The sequence below is a fragment of the Acetobacter oeni genome (assembly GCF_011516825.1).
GTDB lineage: Bacteria > Pseudomonadota > Alphaproteobacteria > Acetobacterales > Acetobacteraceae > Acetobacter > Acetobacter oeni.
The window spans coordinates 36,751-58,465 of sequence record NZ_WOTA01000023.1 but is presented as its reverse complement, the minus strand read 5'-3'; the positions used below and the strand labels follow the sequence as shown (position 1 = coordinate 58,465).

The 21,715-nt window shown below is 60.6% G+C and carries 21 protein-coding genes, 1 pseudogene and 1 riboswitch; of the genes and pseudogenes, 8 read left to right on the top strand and 14 right to left on the bottom strand.

All coding sequences use genetic code 11. The annotated features are described in order from the left end of the window. Window positions 1-97, top strand: a pseudogene (locus GOB90_RS14115) (IS5/IS1182 family transposase); the annotation flags it as partial. A 9-nt stretch (window positions 98-106) separates the two neighbouring features. Here the strand turns inward: GOB90_RS14115 and GOB90_RS14110 are convergent. The 5 genes from GOB90_RS14110 to GOB90_RS14090 all read right to left on the bottom strand — a co-directional run bounded on the left by GOB90_RS14110 (window position 107) and on the right by GOB90_RS14090 (window position 4,102). Then, window positions 107-793 carry a Fe2+-dependent dioxygenase gene (locus GOB90_RS14110; RefSeq protein WP_146889652.1) on the bottom strand — a complete coding sequence of 229 codons (687 nt, stop codon included), beginning with the start codon at window positions 791-793 and terminating at the stop codon, window positions 107-109. A gap of 357 nt (window positions 794-1,150) precedes the next feature. Then, on the bottom strand, window positions 1,151-1,555 hold the full coding sequence (locus tag GOB90_RS14105; protein WP_183187348.1) for a hypothetical protein: 405 nt from the start codon (window positions 1,553-1,555) through the stop codon (window positions 1,151-1,153). 110 nt (window positions 1,556-1,665) lie between these two features. Then, window positions 1,666-2,448 carry a metal ABC transporter permease gene (locus GOB90_RS14100; RefSeq protein ID WP_146889646.1) on the bottom strand — a complete coding sequence of 261 codons (783 nt, stop codon included), beginning with the start codon at window positions 2,446-2,448 and terminating at the stop codon, window positions 1,666-1,668. Next, window positions 2,448-3,218, bottom strand: a complete 771-nt coding sequence (locus GOB90_RS14095; RefSeq protein WP_146889642.1) for a metal ABC transporter ATP-binding protein — start codon at window positions 3,216-3,218, stop codon at window positions 2,448-2,450. The genes GOB90_RS14100 and GOB90_RS14095 overlap by 1 nt, the downstream gene beginning before the upstream one ends. Then, window positions 3,218-4,102 (bottom strand): metal ABC transporter solute-binding protein, Zn/Mn family, encoded by an 885-nt coding sequence (locus tag GOB90_RS14090; RefSeq protein WP_146889639.1) that lies wholly within the window; start codon window positions 4,100-4,102, stop codon window positions 3,218-3,220. The genes GOB90_RS14095 and GOB90_RS14090 overlap by 1 nt, the downstream gene beginning before the upstream one ends. Before the next feature lie 104 nt (window positions 4,103-4,206). Between GOB90_RS14090 and GOB90_RS14085 the strand changes: the two genes are divergently transcribed. The 6 genes from GOB90_RS14085 (at window position 4,207) to GOB90_RS14060 (ending at window position 10,445) form a co-directional block, all read left to right on the top strand. After that, window positions 4,207-4,755, top strand: coding sequence for a transcriptional repressor (locus GOB90_RS14085; protein ID WP_146889636.1), 549 nt, complete (start codon window positions 4,207-4,209; stop codon window positions 4,753-4,755). Next, entirely contained in the window at window positions 4,755-5,309 is a 555-nt protein-coding gene (locus tag GOB90_RS14080; protein WP_146889632.1) for a hypothetical protein, read from the top strand. The genes GOB90_RS14085 and GOB90_RS14080 overlap by 1 nt, the downstream gene beginning before the upstream one ends. After that, entirely contained in the window at window positions 5,302-6,339 is a 1,038-nt protein-coding gene (locus GOB90_RS14075) for an asparaginase (RefSeq protein WP_146889629.1), read from the top strand. Before GOB90_RS14080 ends, GOB90_RS14075 begins: the two co-directional genes overlap by 8 nt. Before the next feature lie 202 nt (window positions 6,340-6,541). After that, window positions 6,542-7,000, top strand: coding sequence for a (2Fe-2S)-binding protein (locus GOB90_RS14070; RefSeq protein ID WP_146889627.1), 459 nt, complete (start codon window positions 6,542-6,544; stop codon window positions 6,998-7,000). Continuing rightward, window positions 6,997-9,186, top strand: a complete 2,190-nt coding sequence (locus GOB90_RS14065; protein WP_146889624.1) for a xanthine dehydrogenase family protein molybdopterin-binding subunit — start codon at window positions 6,997-6,999, stop codon at window positions 9,184-9,186. Before GOB90_RS14070 ends, GOB90_RS14065 begins: the two co-directional genes overlap by 4 nt. Beyond that, window positions 9,183-10,445 carry a c-type cytochrome gene (locus GOB90_RS14060; RefSeq protein ID WP_146889621.1) on the top strand — a complete coding sequence of 421 codons (1,263 nt, stop codon included), beginning with the start codon at window positions 9,183-9,185 and terminating at the stop codon, window positions 10,443-10,445. Before GOB90_RS14065 ends, GOB90_RS14060 begins: the two co-directional genes overlap by 4 nt. 218 nt (window positions 10,446-10,663) lie before the next feature. On the opposite strand, the gene mtnK is transcribed toward GOB90_RS14060, so the two are convergent. From mtnK to GOB90_RS14025, 7 genes are all read right to left on the bottom strand, one after another. Next, window positions 10,664-11,872, bottom strand: coding sequence for an S-methyl-5-thioribose kinase (mtnK, locus tag GOB90_RS14055; RefSeq protein ID WP_146889616.1), 1,209 nt, complete (start codon window positions 11,870-11,872; stop codon window positions 10,664-10,666). 50 nt (window positions 11,873-11,922) lie between these two features. Beyond that, window positions 11,923-12,933 (bottom strand): flippase-like domain-containing protein, encoded by a 1,011-nt coding sequence (locus GOB90_RS14050; protein WP_146889613.1) that lies wholly within the window; start codon window positions 12,931-12,933, stop codon window positions 11,923-11,925. A 110-nt stretch (window positions 12,934-13,043) separates the two neighbouring features. Further along, a complete protein-coding gene (ribH, locus tag GOB90_RS14045) occupies window positions 13,044-13,526 on the bottom strand; it encodes a 6,7-dimethyl-8-ribityllumazine synthase (protein ID WP_146889609.1) in 483 nt (160 codons plus the stop codon). A gap of 61 nt (window positions 13,527-13,587) precedes the next feature. After that, window positions 13,588-14,922: a 3,4-dihydroxy-2-butanone-4-phosphate synthase gene (gene ribB / locus GOB90_RS14040; RefSeq protein ID WP_173572105.1), complete on the bottom strand. Its 1,335-nt coding sequence runs from the start codon at window positions 14,920-14,922 to the stop codon at window positions 13,588-13,590. Continuing rightward, the gene (locus tag GOB90_RS14035; protein ID WP_146889606.1) at window positions 14,907-15,524 is read right to left on the bottom strand and encodes a riboflavin synthase; all 618 of its coding nucleotides are present in this window, start codon (window positions 15,522-15,524) and stop codon (window positions 14,907-14,909) included. Before GOB90_RS14035 ends, ribB begins: the two co-directional genes overlap by 16 nt. An 8-nt stretch (window positions 15,525-15,532) precedes the next feature. Beyond that, window positions 15,533-16,603 carry a bifunctional diaminohydroxyphosphoribosylaminopyrimidine deaminase/5-amino-6-(5-phosphoribosylamino)uracil reductase RibD gene (gene ribD, locus GOB90_RS14030; RefSeq protein WP_373322072.1) on the bottom strand — a complete coding sequence of 357 codons (1,071 nt, stop codon included), beginning with the start codon at window positions 16,601-16,603 and terminating at the stop codon, window positions 15,533-15,535. Window positions 16,604-16,687: 84 nt separating this feature from the next. After that, window positions 16,688-16,838, bottom strand: a riboswitch (FMN riboswitch). A gap of 173 nt (window positions 16,839-17,011) precedes the next feature. Further along, window positions 17,012-19,282, bottom strand: a complete 2,271-nt coding sequence (locus GOB90_RS14025) for a GumK N-terminal domain-containing glycosyltransferase (protein WP_146889600.1) — start codon at window positions 19,280-19,282, stop codon at window positions 17,012-17,014. Between the two features lie 291 nt (window positions 19,283-19,573). Here GOB90_RS14025 and GOB90_RS14020 point away from each other — a divergent pair, with 291 nt between their 5' ends. After that, a complete protein-coding gene (locus tag GOB90_RS14020) occupies window positions 19,574-20,584 on the top strand; it encodes a glycoside hydrolase family 5 protein (protein WP_242012044.1) in 1,011 nt (336 codons plus the stop codon). 17 nt (window positions 20,585-20,601) lie between these two features. Here GOB90_RS14020 and GOB90_RS14015 read toward each other — a convergent pair whose 3' ends face one another. Both GOB90_RS14015 and GOB90_RS14010 read right to left on the bottom strand, forming a co-directional pair. Next, window positions 20,602-21,351 carry a JAB domain-containing protein gene (locus tag GOB90_RS14015; RefSeq protein ID WP_146889597.1) on the bottom strand — a complete coding sequence of 250 codons (750 nt, stop codon included), beginning with the start codon at window positions 21,349-21,351 and terminating at the stop codon, window positions 20,602-20,604. Window positions 21,352-21,363: 12 nt separating this feature from the next. Then, the gene (locus tag GOB90_RS14010) at window positions 21,364-21,618 is read right to left on the bottom strand and encodes a hypothetical protein (protein ID WP_146889594.1); all 255 of its coding nucleotides are present in this window, start codon (window positions 21,616-21,618) and stop codon (window positions 21,364-21,366) included. Between the last annotated feature and the right edge of the window lie 97 nt (window positions 21,619-21,715).

Here is a 21,715-nt window from a genome sequence, read left to right as displayed (position 1 = left end):
GAAGGATGTCGAGACAACAATCTCGTCATCCTGCGCATGGTTGATGATTGCCCATATCCGCAGAGTTCTGCGAAAAATCAATCAAACCGCTTTCTGATTCAGGCTCTCAGAGATCGCACCACTGCCGCATCAGATTATGATAAACATTCACCAGCCCCAGCACCGCCGGATCATCATCCTCCAGCCGTGACCGCAAATCCATGATGTTCCGGTCAAGCTCAAACAGAACCCGTCGCTGACTGTCCTCGCGCACCATCGACTGCGTCCAGAAAAACGACGCCCACCGGCTCCCCCGCGTCACCGGCTGAACAGAGTGCAGAACAGTGGTGTCATAAACGATCATGTCTCCAGCAGGCAGTTTCACCTCCCGCGTGCCGGATTCATCGTAAATCACCAGCTCCCCGCCGTCATATTCCTCCGGCTCCGTCAGAAACAGCGTCGAAGACACATCCGTCCGGACACGTATCCCCCCGGACTCAGGAACCGGACGCACCGCATTATCCACATGCGGCCGAAATTCCATGCCCACATCATACCGATTGAAAAGCGGCGGCACGACCCGCAGCGGAACCACAGCACTGTTGAACAGAATATTCCGCCCCAGCGCCCGCAACACCAGCTCCGCCAGTTCCCGATGCTCCGGATGATTCAGCGGCAGTTGCAGATTGTTCTTCGCCCGCGCCGACTGCTGCCCCGCCGTAACCTTCCCGTCCCCCCACGTCGCCGCCGCCAGCACCGAACGACACCTGGCAAGCTCATCTCCCGTCAGAACCTGCGGAACATGCAGCAGCATCCCATCCCCCCAATTTCACACCGAAACAAATCAGACCGCGATCAAAACAAATAAGTCCATAAAACTACGGACTTTCCGCTCCCGAACCGACACGTCCCCGCACCATTACAAATATAAAAACAACAGAACCTGAAATAAAAAATCCCCGCCTGCGCGCAGGGACACATTTATTCACCCGATTTAACCCGGACAGTCTTTCAGTCCCGCAACCCCGGAGTCACCATGCCCCTCATCACAGAAGCCCGCTCACAGACCGAACGTCACAACCTGACACTGAAACACAATAACCGTCACCCAAACGCCACAGACCAATAAAACATCCGCGGCTCCGGCATCCCCACCCTTATGGAAAAAAACTCAGTCGCCTTCACCCGGTTCCAGATGCTGCACCCGCGAAGCATGCCCCGCCGAATCATAATAAATCACGCTGTCGCCCCGACGCTGCGCGTACCCGTCGGGCTTGCCATCCTTCGTCCAGAACAGCAGCCGGTCCAGATCAGGCTGCACCTGAACCCGATCCCCGGCCGGCCGGTAACGGATATAACTGAAATCCTTATGCACCCGCGTCGCGTTGAACTTCGACGCCATCGCGTTCATGTCAGGACCGGATTTCTCATCCCCGTCCCCATCCCCGCCACCACCGCCATCATCTCCGCCACCGCCACCACCTCCTCCGCCACCAGGCTGAGCCAGAGCCGGCCCGGCCATCAGACAGACCAGAAGCGCCGCGCCATATCCACGCCACAACAATTTGCGTCTCACCACCCACTCCCTCCCAAACAGCCGCCAGGAACCACAGACCATTCTCACCCGGTTTTCGCGGGACAGGCAACCAGCCGCCATTCCCCGAGCCACAAACCAGAACCCAACTCTCACAACCGGCGCAGCCCCGCCAGAAAAAACACCACCACGCTCAGAACCGCAATCCAGAATGACACCGGCCAGTCCGTCCACCATGAGAGCGCCAGTCCGCCCCAGGCCTCGCCGAGCGCCAGAACCGCGGCGCAGACCATCCCCGCCAGCGGCGCCAGACCGAGCCGCTGCGCCGCCGCCCCGGGACCAACCATCAGTGTAAACACCAGCAACACCCCCGTAATCTGGGCGCACTCCGCCGTCGCCGCCCCCACCAGCATCAGAAACAGCGTCGAGACCAGCCGCAGCCGGACACCCCGCGCCTCCGCCAGTTCCGGTTGCAGACTCGCAAACAGCAACGGTCGCGACAGCGCCCCGAGCGCCGCCAGCCCCCCAACCGCCGCCCCGGCCAGCGAGGCCAGCATCCCCGCGCTCACCCCCAGCACATTGCCAAACAGCAAAGCCATCGCCGTCGACGTCGAACGCGTCATCAGATGCAGAAACAGCACCCCAAACCCCATGGCCAGCGACAGCACCAGCCCGATCGCCACATCCCGCTCTCCCGTCTCGCGCCCGGTCAGCCCCATCGCCCCGCCCGCCAGAACAGCCGCCCCCAGCAGCCCCGCCAGTGGCGACACACCCAGCAGCGCCGCCCCCGCCGCTCCGGCAAACGCGATATGAGACAGCGCATGCCCGGCGAAACTCTGCCCCCTCAACGCCAGAAACCATCCCACCGGGCCCGCCAGCAACGCCACGCAGGCCGAGGCCGCAAAAGCCATCCGCATGAAATCGTAAGCCAGCATCAGAGTCCGTCCGCGCTCACCAGCACCCGGCCCGAAGGCGCATGACACACCTCTACCTGCGCGCCATACAGCTCCGACAGCACCGGCCCCGTCACCACCTCATCCACCGGCCCGATCCGCGCCCGACCACGTACCAGACACAGCACCGTGTCCATCACCCCCATCAGCGGACTGATATCATGCGCCGAGCAGATCACCGTCATCCCCCGCTTCCGCGCCACCTCCCGCAACAGAAGCGCCACCTCCCGCATCCGCACCGGGTCCAGACTGGCCAGCGGCTCATCCAGCAACAACAGACGCGGCGATCCGAGCAAAGTCTGCGCGATCAGCAGCCGTTGCCGCTCCCCCCCGGACAGCGACCCAAGCCGGCGTCCGCCCAGCGATGCTGCATCCACCGCCTCCAGCGCCGCCTCAACCTCCGCAGACCCCTCCCGCGAAACCCGCGGAAGCCCCCATTTCTCGCCGGAAAGCCCGGACGCCAGCAGATCCCGACCGGTCAGCATACCCCCGTTCGGCGTCCGGCTCTGCGGCATATAGCCGACACCGCGGTTCCCCCGCGTCACCGACGCGCCGAACAGGGTCATCTCCCCGCTCAGAACCGGCACAAGTCCCAGCAAAGCCCGGAGAAACGTCGTTTTCCCCGCCCCGTTCGGCCCGAACAGCCCCACAAAGCTCCCGGCCTCAACAGACAGACAGACGTCCGACAGCACCGTACGCCCGCCGATAGCAAGCGTCACATCGTGACAGCTGACTGCAGCCTCACACTCCATCACCGCGCCCCCGCCACCCGATCCGGCTGCTCCAGCGCCTGCTCAATCAAATCAAGAATCCGCGTCATCCAGCCCTGCCAGTGCATCGCCGGAGGCAACGTCTCCGTCACCGCGACACAGGGGACCCCGACCTGATGCGCGATCCCCAGAAGCCGGGACGCGGACGGCGTCACCGTCTGCTCATTATAGATGAGAAGCCGCAGCCGGCCGCCACGCAGATCACCCTCAAACCGCGCCACCTCCGCCGGCCCCGGCTCGACATCGTTCATCACCGCAAGCTGGAAGGCGTCATTCTCCGTCACCAGTCCAAGCTCCGACGTCAGATGCCCCAGCAATGGTTCCGTCGCCGAAATCCGCGCCCCGCCAAACCGGCGACGCATTCCCGCAATCCGCTCTTTCAGCGCCGCCACATCCCGGTCCAGCCCGGCCAGACGCCCGTCAGCGTCGCTTCCAGCCCCCGCACCATGCAGCGCCGCCACGAAAGCCGTCGCCATTTTCGCCACCGCGTCAGGGTCGAACCAGAGATGCTGGTTCTCGCCGTCATGCCAGCCTGCCACATCCGACACGCGAAGAAACGCCACACCAACCCCTCGTGCCGCAACCAGCCTGTCCATCCACGGATCGAACCCGGCCCCGTTGGCAATGGCCACGGATGCCTCCGCGATGGCCCTGGCCGTCGCCGGCGTCGGCTCGAACAGATGCGGATCAGCCTCCGGCGCACTGATGATGCTGCTCACCGCCACATTCTTCCCGCCAAGCTGCACCGCCACATCGCCCCAGACATTCTCGGCAGCAACAACAGACACGACACCGCCCGCCCGCGCCGGGACCAGCAGAACAGCACAAAAAAACAGAGAAGAAAGCAGAAACAAGGTCAGCCGCATGGGCCTGAGCCTGTAGAGAGAATGTTATATTATATCAACTCAAAACACGCTTGCGTTCTGCGGGGATGGGCAGCGACCCCGACATGCCTTACCATCCGCTCCGCATGACAAAGACGCCCACTCTCGCCCCGGACCGTTTTTCCGACCGCACGGAGATGCTCCTCAATCGGGCAGACCGCCTCTGTGCCGCGAAAAATCTCAAGCTGACCGCCCTGCGCCGCCAGATTCTCGGCATTATGCTCTCTTCGGATCAGCCCCTCGGCGCTTACGATCTGCTCGAGCGCCTGCAAACCAGTCAGCCAGGCGCCGCCCCGCCAACCGTCTACCGGACACTCGATTTCCTCCTCGATACCGGTCTGATCCATAAGATTGAACGCCTTTCCTCCTTTGTGCCCTGCACCCACGCGCTCGACCATGATCACACCCGCGAAGGCGACGGCGTCCACGCCACCCAGTTCCTGATCTGCAATGCCTGCTCGCACGTCACGGAACTGGAAGAACCCACCATCCTCTCGGCGATTCTCGAAGCCTCCCGCAACGTCGGCTTCAAAGTCCGCCAGTCCACCATCGAAATCGAAGGCCTCTGCGCCACCTGCGCCGCCACACAGTCAAAAACGGACCACAACGAAGAAAGCAGGCGGACCTCCCGCTAATGGCCCGGCGCCCCAGCCCCGCACAGGGCCGGTTTGACCTGCCCGTGGCCGAACCGCACCCCGACGACAGACCTCATCCTTCCGGCCGATCACCACGCAGCAATACGTCCACTCAGCCGGCAGACCAGCCCGACCTGTTCTCCGTTTCGCCTCCGCGTCCCACGCCACCACCCGCCCCGCAGCGCGCTTCCGAATCTGTGCGTTTCACCCTTTCTCCGGTCCGCATCCGACAGTTCATCGCGGCAGCCGGCAGCAATACCATCGATCACTGGCTGTATTATTGCACCGACGACGATGCCATCGCCCGCACTGTCCTGGAGAACGGCCTGACCCCGGACCCGGATGACCCGCCGACCCTGCGTGAAGCCGGCGCCGTCACCTCCTGGCTCGCCCGATTCGACGAAGACAGCCAGGATGATCCGGACGGCGGCGAACCCGTCATTTTCCGTCTCCGGCGCAGCATTGTCAGAGAGGCCATCGAGCCAGACCCGGATGCCCCGCAACAGCCGGGCAAAAGACATTATCTGCTGGCAGGAGACCGACAGGATGACTGACACACTCTCATCAACCGAAGCCGATATCCCGCTCGCCGAAGTCCTGCGCGGCGGGCGCGTGGAATCGCTCCATTACGGCTCCGTCGCCATCGTCGACGACACCGGCCGCGTCGTGCTCTCCCTGGGCGATACCGAAACACCGGTCTACCCACGCTCCACCACCAAAGCCCTCCAGGCGCTTCCCCTCGTCGAATCCGGTGCCGCCGACCATTACGGTCTCAGCGATCAGGAACTCGCCCTCGCCTGCGCCTCCCATGGCGGCGAGCCGGAACACACCGCCGCCGCTCGCCGGATGCTTGAACACACCGGTCGCGACGAAACCTCACTGGAATGCGGCGTCCACTGGCCCACAAATGCCGCAGCGACCCGCGCCCTCGCCGCTTCAGGCATCGAACCCCGCGCGCTTCATAACAACTGCTCAGGCAAACATGCCGGCTTCATATGCACCGCCTGCGCCGAACACCTCGATCCGACGGGATACATCGCTCCGGATCACCCCGTCATGCGGCGTGTCACCCAAACCCTCGCCGAGATGACCGGCGTGCCTCACACGGACGCCAATCGCGGCACCGATGGCTGCTCCATCCCGACTTACGCCATCCCGCTTCGTGCCCTGGCTCTGGCTTTCGCCCGCTTCGGTACAGGCAAAACACTTTCCGCCGACCGCAGTGCCAGCGCCGATCGCCTGCGCAAAGCTGTTGCAGCCGCCCCGTTCATGGTCAGCGGTACCGGCGGCTTCGACACGCTCGTCATGCAGGAACTCGGCACGAAAGCCTTCACCAAAATCGGCGCAGAAGGCGTCCTGATCGCCAGCCTGCCGCAGTCCGGCCTCGGCATCGCCATCAAATGCCACGATGGCGCCCTGCGCGGCGCCGAGGCCGCCATGGCCAGTCTGCTGCAATGCTTCGGCGGAACCGAACTGGCCGCAAGCCCGATTTTGCAGTCACTCACCCGCAAAGAACTACGGAACTGGAACGGAATCCATGTCGGCGAAATCCGCGCCGCCAGCGGGCTGAACAAACCACGATAACACTCGATTTATATCTCACCATATATAGTAAAAAATTTTCTGTTTTGATATCGAAACCTGACGCCGGACGCGCTAGTTATTCAGACATGATTTTTCATCGGAATGAAGGCTGCCCCGTCTCTCTCCCGCCCGGGGGGGGATCGCAGTTACCAGCCTCCCGAAACAACACCCTGAGACCACAGAACATCCGCGAAGGCATGTCATGCTGACCGTGCGTGTCAACAACACGGACTACCAGGCCGATGTCACACCGGACACGCCCCTGCTCTGGGTCCTGCGCGATGTCCTCGGCCTGACCGGCACAAAATTCGGCTGTGGCATCGCCGAATGTGGCGCCTGCACCGTCCATCTCGATGGCAAAGCCGTCCGCGCCTGCTCCCTGCCCGTCGGACTGCTGAACGGCCGGCCGGTCACCACGATCGAAGGCATCGGAAACGATCCTCTGGCGCAGGCTGTGCAAAAGGCATGGATGGATATCGACGTCGTGCAGTGCGGCTACTGCCAGCCCGGCCAGATCATGAGCGCCATTGCCCTGCTGCGGGACAATCCGCATCCGACAGACACCGATATCGACGCCGCCATGTCCGGCAATATCTGCCGCTGCGGAACCTACCTACGTATCCGACAGGCCATCCATAACGCCGCCGGACTCAGCGCGTGAACACACCCGCCACGCCCTCCCGCCGGCATTTCCTGGCCGGTGCCACAGGCCTGATCGTCGCCGGACTTCTCCCGAAACGCCGCGCCTTCAGTCGCCCCTCCGAATTTTACCAGGGGCCGCTCGTCGAAAACACCGACCCCGCCTTCACGCCCAACGCCTATATCCGCATCGCGCCGTCCACCATCCCGGGAGACAGTGGCATCACCCTCATCCTGCCCAACGTCGAAATGGGCCAGGGAATCTACACCGGCGCCGTCACCCTGATCGCCGAAGAACTCAACGTCGACCCCGATCAGGTTGCCCTCGAAGCCGCCCCGCCGGACGACGCCTATGTCGCGGCCGATATGGGCACCCAGGCCACCGGAGGTTCCACCTCAACCATTTTCGAATGGACCACCCTGCGTCAGGCCGGTGCCGCCGCCCGCCTGCTCCTGACCCAGGCCGCCGCCAGCCGCTGGAACTGCCCGATCTCAGACTGCACCACCCGCCAGGGCCGTGTCCTTCACACACCTTCGGGAGACAGCTTCGCCTACGCCGAGCTCGCAACCGACGCCGCAACTCTGCCTGTGCCCAAAACCATCCCGCTGAAACCGGCAAAAGACTGGACCCTGATCGGCCGCTCCCGACATCGCGTCGACAGCCGCGCCAAAGTCGAGGGCCGCCCCCTCTTCGGCATCGACATCCGCGTTCCGGATATGAAACACGCCACCGTCGCCGCCTGTCCCGTCATGGGAGGCACCCCCGGAGACATGGACCGTGACGCCGCCCTCCGCACCCCCGGCGTCCATGCCGTCCTGACCATCAAAAATGCCGTCTGCGTCGTCGCCGACCATTACTGGGCCGCGAAAAAAGGACTGGAAGCCCTCGCCATCACCTGGAACGAAGGTCCGAACGCCTCCATCGACACACATCGGATCTATAGTGAGCTTCATGCCGCGCTGGCAGAGCCGAAACCCATCATCGCCAAAAGCAAAGGCGACGCCGCAGCTGCCATGACCCGCGCCGCCTCCCGCTACGAAGCCACCTATCAGCAGCCCCTGCTCGCGCACGCTCCAATGGAACCAATCAACTGCACTATCCATATCCGCCCCGACAGCGCGGATGTCTGGGTCGGCACCCAGGTGCCCATGTGGGCACGAGACAGCGTCGCCGACATAGCCGACCTGCCCAAAGACAAAGTCCGGCTCCATTGCCAGTATATCGGCGGCGGTTTCGGCCGCCGTCTGGAGTATGAATACGTCACCCAGGCCGCGCAGTTCGCGAAACAGGTGCCTTACCCACTGAAAATCGTCTGGAGCCGGGAAGAAGACCTCACACTCGACCGCTTCCGCCCCGCCTATGTCGACCGCCTCCGCGCCGGCCTCAACACGCAGGGCCGGATCGAAAGCATGGAATTCCGTGTCGTCGGCCCAGCCGTCGTCGCCCGGTGGGAGCCGGCGGGCCTCTCCCCCAACGGTTTCGACGAAGACCTCGCCGCTGCTATCAGCATCACGCCCTACACATTTCCGGCTTCCCGCCTCGACTACGTCCGCCGGGAAGCCCCCGGCGTCGTCACCGCCTGGTGGCGCGGCGTCGGAGGTACCCGCGGCCTCTTCGTCGTCGAAAGCTTCATCGACGAACTCGCTCTCAGAGCAGGCGCCGATCCGGTGGCCTATCGCCGGGAACTCATCCGAGACCAGCCCCGCGCCCGAACCGTGCTGGACCTCGCCGCCGAAAAATCCGGCTGGACCACACCTCTCCCGAAAGGTCATGGACGCGGCGTCGCCGTACAGTTCCTGTTCGGCTCCTATCTCGGAACGATCATCGAAGTGGACATGACCGAACCGAAGGAGGTCCGCATCACCCGCGTCACCGTCGCAGTGGATTGCGGCCAGCCCGTCAATCCGGACCAGATCCGGGCGCAGATCGAAGGCGGCATGATCTTCGGCCTCGGCACAACTCTCTTCAACGAAATCACCCTCAGTAAAGGCCGCGTCCAGGAAAACAACTTCAACCTGTGGCGCATCATGCGGATGAACGAAGCGCCTCCCATCGAAATCCACATCGTCCAGAGCACGGAAGAACCCGGCGGCATCGGTGAAACCGGAACCGCCGCCGCCGCGCCCGCGCTGGCCAACGCCATTGCCGCCGCCTCGGGCCATCGCCTGAGAACACTTCCTCTCCTTCCGGCGCTGAAGGGCGCATGATCGTGCTCCCTCTGGCAAAACGCCTCATCACCACTGCGATAACCGGCCTCGCCGTCACCTGCCTGACGCTCGCCGCCTGTCAGCCCGCCACAGCCGCATCGCCCGACCATCCAGACCCCGCCACTATTGCCCGCGGGCAATATCTCGCCCGCCTCGCGGACTGCGAGGCCTGTCACACAGCGCCTGGCGGCATGCCCTTCGCTGGCGGCCGTCCCTTCGAAATCCCCGGCATGGGCACGCTCTACGCATCCAACATCACCCCGGACCCCGCAAGCGGCATCGGTGCATGGTCCGACGATGAGTTCGTCCGCGCCGTCCGGGCAGGAATCTCCCCGGGCTGGAAACATCTTTACCCGGCAATGCCCTATCAGGATTACGCCCGGATGACTCCGGACGAGATCCGCGCCATCCGCGCTTATCTCACAACCATAAAGCCGGTCGCCCGAAAGCCACCCGCCAACGCAATCCGTTTCCCGTTCAGCATCCGCGCCATCATGATCGGCTGGAATCTCTTCAACGGCCCGTCCTCATCCTATCCCGACGACCCGAGCCACACCCCGCAATGGAACCGTGGCCGGACCCTCGTCGAAGGCCCCGGTCACTGCGCCGAATGTCACTCTCCCCGCAATCTCACCATGGGCACCTCGCACAGCCACGCCTATGCCGGCGCCATCACAGCAGGCTGGACCGCCTATAATCTTTCATCCGATCTGAAATCCGGCCTCGGCTCCTGGTCCGACGAAGCCCTGAACGCGTATCTCACAACCGGTCACGCCAACGGACACGGCACGGCAGCCGGCCCCATGGCCGAAGTCATCAGCTACAGTCTGCGCTTCATGACACAGTCAGACCGCGCCGCCATGATTACCTATCTGCGCAGCCTCGCGCCACAACCGTCTGCTGAATCACAGGATCATTCAGCAGGCCCGACACAGGCCGCCCTCGCCAGAGGCGCCAGCCTGTTCGCCGGTGCCTGCTCCGGATGCCATCTCACAACCGGAGCCGGACGACAGATCGATTTCGCAACCATCAGCGGCGCCAGTACCCTGAAAGACCCCGACGGTCATAATCTTATCCAGGTCATCCTCGAAGGATCTCAGCTTACGACCGATCAGGGCCAGATCAGCATGCCCCGGTTCGGCGCCGGCTACAGCGACGGCGACCTGTCCGACATCGCCGCCTACACCTTGCTTACCTTGGGTAAAACCCGGCCCGCCTTCGATACAAATGCTGTAAGCACCATAAAGAACAGCAAATAAGACCCCGCTCCCGCACAAAAGGGAAACCGCCTGAACCAGACGGTTTCGAAGGACTCTGTTCGCAGTAAGGGTTGCTGCTTTTCTCAGGGCTTTGCCCAGAAACCCGCAAAAGGCCGGAGGCCTTTGAAAACCTTATTCATCACCACAAATCGGGGTGAAGGTGCCTGCGGTTCGTGTCGGACCCAGGCAAAGCCTCGAAAGATGCTCCCGGCGCCTCTTCAGCCCGTCAGCCTCCCGACAAATTCCGCCATCGATCCCGGCGCCTCACGCAGCAAATGCCCCGCAAAAACAAGCGCCTCCCGCTGCCGGTCCGCTCTTTCCACCGTCCCCGTCAGCCAGTCAAAATCAGCCACCTGCGCATAACCGATGAGACGACGCACGATCTCAGCCGCCGCAAATTCCGTCATGTCATGAAAAATACCGTCGATATATCGCTCACGCTCCGCCTCAAGCAGAGACGGGTAAACAGAAAACGTCACTTCGGAAAACAGATCGCCGCCTGAAGCATGAGTCTGCCAGAGCGAAAGAAAATCCTTCCTGAACCCGGACCAGAATACATCCATGGCCTCAGCAAGATGCGCCCGCCGCCCGCCCGAACGCGCCGCCGCCCAGGCCAGCACAAGATTGGCAAGGTAAAGCCCGCAATCGAAACCGATCGGCCCGTAAAGAGAAAACTCGCCGTCAATAACACGAACATCCCCGTTCCGCACCATCACCGATCCGCTATGCAGATCTCCATGCAGAAGCGCCTGCGGACAGGTCAGAAAACGCTGCTGCAACCGGATCATGGCCCGCGCGATCGCCTCGTCGCTCTGAAGTACAGCAACCTCCTGATCCAGTTCTTTCAACCAGTGGTTCCGGTGATGAGAATAAAAAGGGTCCGACAGAACAAGATCGAACGTAATCCGCATCAACGTGGTATTATTCGCAAAAAACGAAACATTCGGCATGATCTCTTCCAGCGTCCTGCCCGGAAGAGATGAGAAGAACGCCGTCCGGGCGACAAATCCGCCGATCATTCGCGAGGGACCGACAGCATCCGCCCCCTCGCCCAGCGCCTGACGAAACGTCACAAAACCCTCAAGACATTCCATGACCAGAACAAACATGACCGGATCAAACAACAGAAACACCGGCACACATCCCGGCGCGGTCAGTTCCACCCGGCGGAGCCATTCCGCTTCAAAAGCCGTCCGGTCCAGTGGCATCCGCCATTGCGGATCGACCCGGACATGCGGCAACGACTGCTTCACGCATACCGAACCCTCCGGTCCCTGCACGAGAAAGACGAGATTCAGGTTGCCGTCGCTGACCTCCCGAACTGTCCACGTCTCCGACCGGCTGCCCAGACGATTTACCAGAGTATCATGCTGCTCCAGAAATACTCTGACGCTTTCAACCGTCAGCGTCTCATAATGCCGCACCATAATTGTTCTTTCATCGGAACAGGAGATATTCTGATCAGCCTTACGCGCTCTTACTGCTGATGCACACCCGATACAGGCGCCGCTTCAGACTCCCGGCGCCACCGCGTTTCAAGCCACTGCCACATAAAAAGCGAAGGCACACCCCAGGCAATTTCTCTGAGCCGCTTGATCAGAGACAGCGCGATGGAAACCGTCGGCGGCAATCCAAACAGACTCCCGACCAGAACATATCCCCCCTCTGAAACCCCCAGCCCTCCAGGCACGGCAAAAGCCGCCGATTTTGCAATCTGCCCGACACTTTCAATCACATACCCCGTCGCAACCGAACGATCATGCCCGAGAAAGTGCAGAATAATGCAGACTTCAAACGCACCGATCGACCAGCCCGCGAACTGCGCCACCCAGGCCACCATCGTCCGTGAGGATTTTTTATAAAGCGACATGATCTCCTCATGCAGCCCACGAATACCATCCACACCGGTCCAGCCCAGATGTCCGGCTATTTTCACCAGAAGCTTCTCAAAGAGAGAAATCGCTCCAAACCACTGGCTGCCAAAAATCGCTATGCCGATCATCAGAACACCAGCACCGCTTTCCACAAGATCATCCGTGGTCGCAGAACGCCGGACAAGACAGAGTAACAACACCAGCCCGACAATCGTAAAAGCAACCTGGCTCAGCAATTCAACCGTCAGATCACAGATCGTCGCCGCGGCGGCCCGCCGCATCCCAAGACCACGATGTCCAAGAAGACGCGCCGAGACCACCTCACCACCCACCTGAGCAACGGGAAGAAGGTTATTCACCCCCTCCCGCACGCAGCGAAGAATGACATAATCCCACAGATACAAAACGGCGCCATTGAGCCCGCACCTGCCCCCGATTATCCACCAGGAACAGGCCGACAGAAAAACCTGCAGACTATGAAACAGAACCGCGAACAGAATGCCCCAGCCACCGGCGGTAATCAGCGCAAGAATCGAGCCAAACCCGAACCGGGCCAGCATCCATATAGTCAGACCGATGCCGAAGCAGGCTGCAAGGACGGTCAGTCGTTTCATGCCGCATCACACTCCCTGCCCGGGATTATCGCATCCGAATAATCAACGGTCCATTGCGTTCAGCAAAACGGCAAAAAAGAGAAAATGGAAAGATCCCGGTCAGACGCAGCTCAGCCCTTAATCCGACGAAGCAGCGCGATCGATTCAACGCACGCAGCCGCCGCTTCCCGCCCCTTGTTGTGCGCATCGCTCCGTGAGCGCTCAACAGCCTGCGACTCCGTGTAGGTCGTCAGTATGCCAAACGCAACCGGAGTCTCCGTCTCCAGAGACGCCTGCATAATGCCAATGGTTGCGCCAAGGCTGATAAACTCGAAATGCGCCGTATCGCCTTTAATGACACACCCCAGACAGATCACGCCTTCATAGCGACCACTGCGCGCAAGCGTCTGTGCCAGCAAAGGAAGTTCAAATGCTCCAGGCGCAGGGAAAACATCGTCTTCAGCGATGCGGATACCATGCTCGGACAGCCATTCGACCGAACCCTGACGCAGGCCGCCTGTAATGTCCTCATTAAACCGGCTGACGACCAGCGCGAGACGAGGCGCAGGCGAGAGACGCAGATCAGGCACGGAAGCCGGAGAACGGGTACTCATAGTCATCCTTTCAAAAAAAAACCGATAGCATAAGCAGAACTATTACAAAAAAACGATCTCTCTACTCAGCCGCGCGCACGGAATCCGCCCGCAATGAATGACCCATCCGCCGCCGCTTGGCATCCAGATAAGCCCGATTGAACGGATTTGAGGGAATATCCAAACCAATGCGCTGACGCACAGTAAAGCCCCGCTCTCCGAGCGCGCGAACTTTCTCAGGATTGTTCGTCATGAGATCCAGCCTGCTGATCCCGAGATCCCGCAGAATCGATGCCGCGGATGACCAGTCCCGCGCATCCGTCGCGAAACCCAGCCTGTGATTGGCATCAATCGTATCAAGCCCCTGATCCTGAAGAGCATAGGCGCGTATCTTGTTGCCAAGACCAATCCCGCGCCCCTCATGTCCCCGCAGATAAATCAGCACGCCGGTCTCAGCCTGACCGATTTTCCGCAACGCCGTCTGAAGCTGTGAACCACAGTCACACCGCAACGACCCGAGCGCATCTCCCGTCAGACACTCCGAATGCAGCCGGACAAGAGGAACAGCCCCCTCCGCCGCCGGATTTCCCTTAACCAGCGCCACATGCTCGACACCATCGCCATCCCGGAAAGCGTGAATAACGAGGTCGTCACCTCCAAACCCGGTCGGCAACGCAGCCTCAGCGACTTCCGCCGTAACCGCCGCCTGCGCGCCGTTCACGGCATCCAGCAGAACCGGAGGCAACTCCGACGAAGAATCAATATCCGTCGGGACAACAGCGTGCGTGCCATGCCGGCTGATCCACCCGGACAACGCGGCAATCGAGATAACCGGCAAGCCATGCTCCTCGCCAAACGCTTCCAGTTCAGGACGCCGGGCCATCGTCCCGTCAGAACTCAGAATCTCGCAGATCACAGCCGCAGGCCGACACCCCGCAAGCAACGCAAGATCAATCGAACCTTCTGTATGACCATTCCGCTCAAGCACCCCACCTGGCGCCGCACGCAGCGGGAAAATATGTCCCGGCGAAACAAGATCGGACGGCGTCGCATCCGGCTTCACCGCGGCAAGTACTGTCTGAGCCCGGTCATACGCTGAAATGCCCGTCGTCACGCCCTCCTTCGCCTCGATCGAAACGGTAAAAGCCGTACTCCGGGGCGCCGTATTGACCTTCGTCATCATCGGCAGCCCCAGCTGACCGATCCGATCGGAAGTCAGTGGCAGACACACCAGACCACGACCATGAGTCACCATGAAATTCATGGCCTCAGGCGTCATGAATTCCGCAGCCATAACAAGATCGCCTTCATTTTCACGATCTTCGTCGTCGACCATAATCACCATCCGGCCAGCCCGGATTGCGTCAACCGCGCGCGCAAGCGCAGCAGGCACCGCGTCTTTCACCGATACTGACATACGCTCTCCACATATTTTGCTATGACGTCGACTTCGACATTCACCGGATCGCCCGGCACCAGTGTGCCAAGGGTCGTATGATCCCATGTGTGCGGGATAATCATCACCTCGATTTCAAAACGCTCTGCCCCTGTCGGGTCCATGACCGGAGACCCGACCTCATTGAGCGTCAGGCTGATCCCGTCCAGCGTGACGGACCCTTTCTCAACCATGTAGCGCCGCAGCGCGGCCGGCACGGAAAAGACAACTTTTCTAGCATCGCCAACGTCCTCGACAGACACAAGCCGCGCAATGCCATCTACATGCCCCTGCACCATATGACCCGACAGCCGCGTCTGCGGCGTCACCGCGCGCTCAAGATTGATCCGCCCCGCGCGCCCCAGACGCCCCAGAGCCGTCCTATCCAGCGTTTCCGAACTGACAAAAAAGCGAATACGCCCGTTTTCACCAATATCGGTCGCGGTGAGACAGACCCCGTTCACAGCAATGCTCTCGCCAGGCACCACATCCGTCATGCCCGTATCCACTTCAAGAACACACGACGCGTTCCCGGCCTCAACGGAAGCCACCTCACCAAGACTTTCAATAATTCCCGAAAACATATCTCTTCTCACACCCGCTCAACGAGATGACTGCTCAGCGCAGGTCGCGCCGGTTCATGACCGATCCCCGGAATCAGCGATAACGGACTCACCGCATGCCGCTCCCGCACACTCACGCGCTCGCCTCCTTCGGGCAGCACCTCAATACGAAGCCAGTCATCCCATAATTCCCGCTCATCCATCGCCCGCACAAGAGACGGCCCCGCCTCGACCAGAGCCCACAACGCCCCCTTCTCCGCCAGCAGACGAGGCGCTTCCTCAACGGACGCGCACCACATCACGTCAAAACGAAGCGCCGCTTTCTCAAGCCAGCTTTCCGGAAGATCGCCGCTCCGCCCGCAGATCATCAGCAACCGCCGCCGTGCCGGATGATCCTCCACATGCCGCACATCGAACCCTGGCAAATCAGCCCGGATTGTGCCCGTGCCGGTGATAATCGCGTCCGTCCCGCGCCGAAGCCGATGCGCCAGCTCAAGCGAGGCCACCGACGTAAATGTCTTCTGCCCGACAGGAGGAATCATGGAACCACGCCCATCCACCGCCTGCTTGACGGTGATCCACGCTTTTCCTTCACGACACCGCATCCGAAACGGAGCGATCAGCGCCCGACAGTCTTTCGCGATCCTCTGCGCGTCCGGTACCACATCTGCGAATTCACTTATCCGGAAAACGTCGCGTCCCGCCGCTTTCAGACGCTCCGCGCCCCCGCCGGCCACATTCGGGTCAGGGTCCGCACACCCGATCCAGACCGATTTAACCGGCGTCGCAAGTAAAGCTTCAGTACAGGGCGGTGTCCGGCCGGTGTGATTACAGGGCTCAAGCGTCACAACCGCCGAATGAATACGATGGGTCAGCCCCCGTCCGGAGCATTGCCGCAACGCAAGAGCCTCGGCATGCAGCTGACCCGCGCGATGATGCGCCGCCACAGCCAGAATATGTCCGCTTTCATCAAGCAAAGCACAGCCGACCGACGGATTAGGCGCCGTCGCACCGACAAAACGGCACGCCTCGTCTATCGCGGCACGAAATGCCTTGCCAACCGGACTGTCATGAGAGCTTTCAGCCATGAAGTTGCCCATCACCTCGACACAAAAACACGTCGATTCAGGGCAAGCCACAGGATACAGTTACAGATTCTCCGCTACGCAGAATCCGGGCCATACCAGTGTTCTCTTCCATCCGGACTATACCGTCGGCTCCGGAATTACACCGGATCAGCTAAGCCTTCCCGTTCAGGAAGGCCGCTCGCGGGCTTTCGGACATGACGACCGATCTACCGCCGGTGGGGAATTGCACCCCGCCCTGAGAACGTTCCTGAGACTATGAGAGATAAAATGCCTGCATTGCAAGTTCTCTCATCCGAATGTGATGCGCGGACAGTCTTTCACCACGTCCGTTTCCGCCACCTGCAAACTTTCGGACCTGAAATCAGTCCCCCATCCGGATACTGCACAGGCCACCAGCGAAACAGCCCCGGAGTAACCGTTTCATTGACCAATCACATGATCGTAAACAGTTTCAAGCCGATTTGTACACAGACGTATGTCATGAGCGCGTTCAACATACTTTCGCGCGGCGGTACCAAACCGGTCCGCCAGAGCATCATCCTCTAAAATCGCAATAAGGCTGCGGGCAAGCGCATCCACATCCTTCTCCGCAAAGGCAAATCCGGTCTCTCCGTCAATTATCCCTTCCGTCGTACCTCCACTCGCGGAGGTCACCACAGGCACGCCGCTTGCCTGCGCTTCCAGAAGGACTATGGGCAGCCCCTCCATATCGCCGCTTCTGGCAACAATGCTGGGCAGACAGAAAACACGTGTCTCGCTCATGAGCGCCTGAATTGTATCGCGGCTGGCCGCGCCAATATATGTAACGTCATCAGCCTGACCGGAACGGCGCTCAAGCTCCGCCCGCTCAGGCCCGTCTCCCGCGATCACCAGCCTGGCACCGGGAACCGCTTTCCTGACACGCTCGAAAGCCTCGAGAAGGAACACCGCTCCCTTCTTCTCGACCAGACGACCGACAAAGAGAATCATGGGCGCACGCTGCCCGGGCGACGGCTCCGATGGCTGAAACCGGCTGACATCGATCCCGATATGACAGATCGAAATCCGGCTCGCAGGAAGACCGATACGAATGGCGGCATCCCTGATCGGCCCGGAAACAGCCACAAAACTCACATTTTTCTGCCGGGCCAGTTTCAGCAGTTTCGTCGGATAGCGCTTCCAGCGTCGTCCGGCCTGCCCGGCCGCGAACCAGTCCATGCGTGTGGTGACATCCGATCCGTGAAGCGTCACCAGCAGCGGCACGCCAAGCCTTCGGGCAATCGGCCACGCGTCAACACCATCGAAACCAAAATGAGCATGGATCAGACGGGGAGCAACGGAACAGGCAATCCGCATAATGCCCGGCGACGGCAGATCGAGTCTCCTGTTAATGGCCCCACGAACTTTCTGAAAAAAAGAAACCGGCCCCTTGCTGCACGCATGCACTTCAAGCCCGTACAGCGGCAGCTTTCCGATCTCCCGCTCTCCGATGAGCACAGGATGCCAGCGACGTAGCGCCAGTGCCTGATCACGGACAAAAGTCTCGGAAAGCGGCAGAATTTCCGTGCGATATACCGCGACAGTGTTGCCCTCCGTCCTGGGCGCGAGACGAAACTCCGGAAAACGCTCCGGTGTCAGGAGCCTGTCCACAATCTCGCTCCATTCCGGCAGATCGATCGAAATTGCTTCCCGACAGTCAAGCGCCGCCCTGATCGCCGCCTCGACAGATTTCCCGTCGCCAGGCCGATAACCAAACCGCCCGACCGTGCCGTCCAGAGCAAACTCCGGGCAAACTGCCGGCTTACCGAAAAACGCAAACTGTTTGAGTTTCAGCGATGTATCGAGAAGATAACGCGGAGTGTTCGCATCCCGATAGGGCGCGACCCCGAATGCGGCATTCTGCACATAGGCCAGGGTATCCGCAAAAGGCATCTCGTCATGCACGATAATATTCGGGCGCGTATCGAGTGCTTCCGCCGCCCGCCCGGCGCCAATGACGTGAAATTCAAGGTCGGGAAACCGTGGCGCCGCCAGATTGAAGAACGACGCATCGAACAGCATCGAACCAACGGATACACAGGCCTGCCGGTCACCAAACGGCGACGCACGCGGCCTGTCCATCAGAGACCGGTCAACCCCGTGCGGCGCAAAAATAGCGTTGCGCCCGTGCGGCATCCCCTCAAGCAGCAATCGTGAAGGCAGACGGACAAGGTCGATTTTATCGAAGTTACGGGCAAAATCCCGTATGATCGTCCCGGCCGCACCCACAACGGACAGATCGTCGGATGCAAGATAGACAATACGGGCGCGCGGATTAAGCCGGCGGACATCAGCAATATAAATAGCCGCCATGCCCGATTCGATAAACACGACATCCGCTTCACGGATCCACCGGCGCAGGACGGACGGCATCCTCTTGCGATAGAACCGGAACATCGCTTCTTCCAGCGGGCGAAGCGCCGGCTTCCTCAGTATGAAAGGATGCCACAAGCCGCGCTGGAGATAACATTCGACGCCATCCGCCACCTCAACACGGTTGGCATGCGCGCCAAGATCAGCGCGTGTATCTCCCCGGTGCTCCGACAAGCGGCTGAGACCGGTCGAAAAAAACCGCACGGCCCCTCTTTTTGCCAGTTCCGCCGCGATAAAATGCACGCTTGCCTTCCGGCGGGAACGGAAATCATGCACCGACAAAACAAGAAAATTAGGCATATGCTGAGAGCTTTTCCCTTATGGCCGCCTCACACGGATAGCAGCCTGTCGCCTGCTAAGGCAAAGTACGACGATCATCGCGGTTCCTGCCTGTGCGATCAATGGGGGAGAGCAGAAACAATCCGGCATATCCCGCGTTATATCCGCATCCCTGCAGGAATGTGCATGCGGATATTCCAGGAACAGCACATCACCGGTTGACTCCAAACCCGCTCCCGACAGACGATCGGTTCCGTCAGGAACAACGATGAGATAATCCTTTTCCCGCACTCCATGTCAGCGAAGATACTCATGCCTGGTAACATTAATCCTCTTGCTGCAATCGCAACCCTGGTCCTGGCGCTGCCCGTCATGGCGTCACCGGCCGGAGCTGCCGTTTTACCCGGAGTCAACCTGGCCGGACCGGGTTTTGCATCAGGTAAACTTCCCGGCCGGTTCGGCTGGGACTATGTGTTCCCCAGACAGCAGGAACTCGATTATTATAAAGCTAAGGGCATGAAGCTCTACCGGCTTCCTCTGTCATGGGAACGCCTGCAACCCGAACTGTCCGGCGAACTCGATCAGGCCTATCTCGGACACGTAAAGGATTTTGTCGCGGCCGCGAAAGCAGCCGGCGGCATGACCATCATCGATATCCATAATTACGGAAAATATCGCGGCCAGCTTATCGGGTCCGACGCTGTCCCCCCCGCGGCCTTTATCGATCTGTGGAGCAGGCTGGCACATCAGTTCGGCTCCTCGCCATCTGTAATCTTCGGCCTGATGAATGAACCACAGCAGAAATCCGCCGATGAATGGGCGCAACTGCAGCAACAGGCCATCGACGTCATCCGCAAAACAGGCGCCAGAAACCGGATCTCAGTCTCCGGTATCGGCTGGGACGGCGCGCATAATTTCCCACAGGTCAATGGTGACGCGCTGGCACGCCTGCACGATCCGCGAAATGCTCTGATTTTCGAGGCCCACCAGTATTTCGATCGTGATTCATCCGGCACCTCCCCCGACTGTGTGCCGGAAGATCAGGTCGAAGGACGCCTCGCGCCGTTCACCGACTGGCTGGAAGCTCATCATGCAAAAGGCCTGCTCGGCGAATTCGGCGCCGGACGCAGCCCGCAATGTCTTGCTGATCTGCGACGCGCCATGACCTATCTCTATTCCCGCCCTGCTAACTGGTTCGGGTGGACCTACTGGTCCGGCGGTCCGATCTGGGGAGAATATATGTACACGCTCGAGCCGAAAAAAGATGGCACCGAACGACCACAAATGGGTGTCCTGACCGACACCATGCATGCAAAACCGTAAGACTCACACCGGCCCGGTCAGAACTTTCCAAGCTGCTTCAGGCTGACCCACTCACCACCCTGAAGCGCTATCATGTCGTGCACGGCGATCGACAGCAGAGCACCGGCGCGAACAAGCTCCAGGGCGAGCGCCTCATCGGAAGCGGCCGACTTTCGGAGTGCATGACCACCGCCACAGATCCGTATCCCGATCAGCGCCGTCGCATGCAGCGCCAGAGCGCGACGCAGAATGCCCGCCGCTTCACCGCCGGGGCCACCCCCCTTCGCCGTCACTCCGTTCTCAGGTGACACAGCCTCGTCACCAATAAGCCGGTTACGATTATCAAGAAAAAGAATCCGCAACTGACCCGGAACCGCGCCATGCAGCGCAGTATCAAAATAAGTCAGAAGAGCATCCCAGTTGCTCAGCAGTGGCCGCGTCCGCGCATCTGCTTCCGCCAGTCGCTGCGCCACCAGAACCGGTAATTTCAGTGCCGTTATCGTCTCATCATTAAGACGCTCGGACCGAAGAACCTCAGCCGGCGCATTAAGAACCCCGGCGAAAGAGCCAAACCGATTGATCAGTGACTTTGCAAGCGGCTTTGTGTCGCATCTCGTAATGCCCAGAAACAGCAGCATCTCAATGAGTTCATAATCAGCCAGGGCTGGCGCGCCCAGAGACAGAACCCGCTCCCTCATCCTTCCGCGGTGCCCGGATGGTCCCGTGCTCGCAAACCGGGGCCGCTCCGCATTCGGCAACGAGGGAAAAGGAGAGGAAGGAGCGTGCATACTCAGACCTTATCAGTGGGCGACCGCAACCTTCCCGTCACCCTTGATCGGCGAAAGAAGAAAACAGAAAGGCACGACACAAAGAGCCGCAATCCCGAAAATCATGAACGCTTCATTGCAAGCCAGCATAGCCACCTGCTGGCTAAAATCAACGAGCAGATGGCGCTGCGCCAGCGCATCAGCCGCCTGCGCCTGATTATGATCAAGCGCAAACTGCCGCCCCCGGGCAAGATAGTCATCATTATACGGCTGATGAAACGGCGTCATCCAGTGAACCATATCCGACTGATGAGCCTGCCGCCTCTCCGGAAATACTCAGCGACCCGAGAAAATTCCGGACCATCGAAAAGAGAGCCGGGGCATC

Coding starts and splice junctions, on each gene's coding strand:
- GOB90_RS14090 (WP_146889639.1), bottom strand. CDS start 4,102: ATGCGGCTGACCTTGTTTCTGCTTTCTTCTCTGTTTTTTTGTGCTGTT.
- GOB90_RS14060 (WP_146889621.1), top strand. CDS start 9,183: ATGATCGTGCTCCCTCTGGCAAAACGCCTCATCACCACTGCGATAACC.
- GOB90_RS14015 (WP_146889597.1), bottom strand. CDS start 21,351: ATGCACGCTCCTTCCTCTCCTTTTCCCTCGTTGCCGAATGCGGAGCGG.
- ribB (WP_173572105.1), bottom strand. CDS start 14,922: ATGTCAGTATCGGTGAAAGACGCGGTGCCTGCTGCGCTTGCGCGCGCG.
- GOB90_RS14070 (WP_146889627.1), top strand. CDS start 6,542: ATGCTGACCGTGCGTGTCAACAACACGGACTACCAGGCCGATGTCACA.
- GOB90_RS14010 (WP_146889594.1), bottom strand. CDS start 21,618: ATGACGCCGTTTCATCAGCCGTATAATGATGACTATCTTGCCCGGGGG.
- GOB90_RS14025 (WP_146889600.1), bottom strand. CDS start 19,282: ATGCCTAATTTTCTTGTTTTGTCGGTGCATGATTTCCGTTCCCGCCGG.
- GOB90_RS14085 (WP_146889636.1), top strand. CDS start 4,207: ATGACAAAGACGCCCACTCTCGCCCCGGACCGTTTTTCCGACCGCACG.
- GOB90_RS14075 (WP_146889629.1), top strand. CDS start 5,302: ATGACTGACACACTCTCATCAACCGAAGCCGATATCCCGCTCGCCGAA.
- GOB90_RS14035 (WP_146889606.1), bottom strand. CDS start 15,524: ATGTTTTCGGGAATTATTGAAAGTCTTGGTGAGGTGGCTTCCGTTGAG.
- ribH (WP_146889609.1), bottom strand. CDS start 13,526: ATGAGTACCCGTTCTCCGGCTTCCGTGCCTGATCTGCGTCTCTCGCCT.
- GOB90_RS14080 (WP_146889632.1), top strand. CDS start 4,755: ATGGCCCGGCGCCCCAGCCCCGCACAGGGCCGGTTTGACCTGCCCGTG.
- GOB90_RS14095 (WP_146889642.1), bottom strand. CDS start 3,218: ATGGAGTGTGAGGCTGCAGTCAGCTGTCACGATGTGACGCTTGCTATC.
- mtnK (WP_146889616.1), bottom strand. CDS start 11,872: ATGGTGCGGCATTATGAGACGCTGACGGTTGAAAGCGTCAGAGTATTT.
- GOB90_RS14020 (WP_242012044.1), top strand. CDS start 19,574: ATGCCTGGTAACATTAATCCTCTTGCTGCAATCGCAACCCTGGTCCTG.
- GOB90_RS14110 (WP_146889652.1), bottom strand. CDS start 793: ATGCTGCTGCATGTTCCGCAGGTTCTGACGGGAGATGAGCTTGCCAGG.
- GOB90_RS14050 (WP_146889613.1), bottom strand. CDS start 12,933: ATGAAACGACTGACCGTCCTTGCAGCCTGCTTCGGCATCGGTCTGACT.
- GOB90_RS14100 (WP_146889646.1), bottom strand. CDS start 2,448: ATGCTGGCTTACGATTTCATGCGGATGGCTTTTGCGGCCTCGGCCTGC.
- ribD (WP_373322072.1), bottom strand. CDS start 16,603: ATGGGCAACTTCATGGCTGAAAGCTCTCATGACAGTCCGGTTGGCAAG.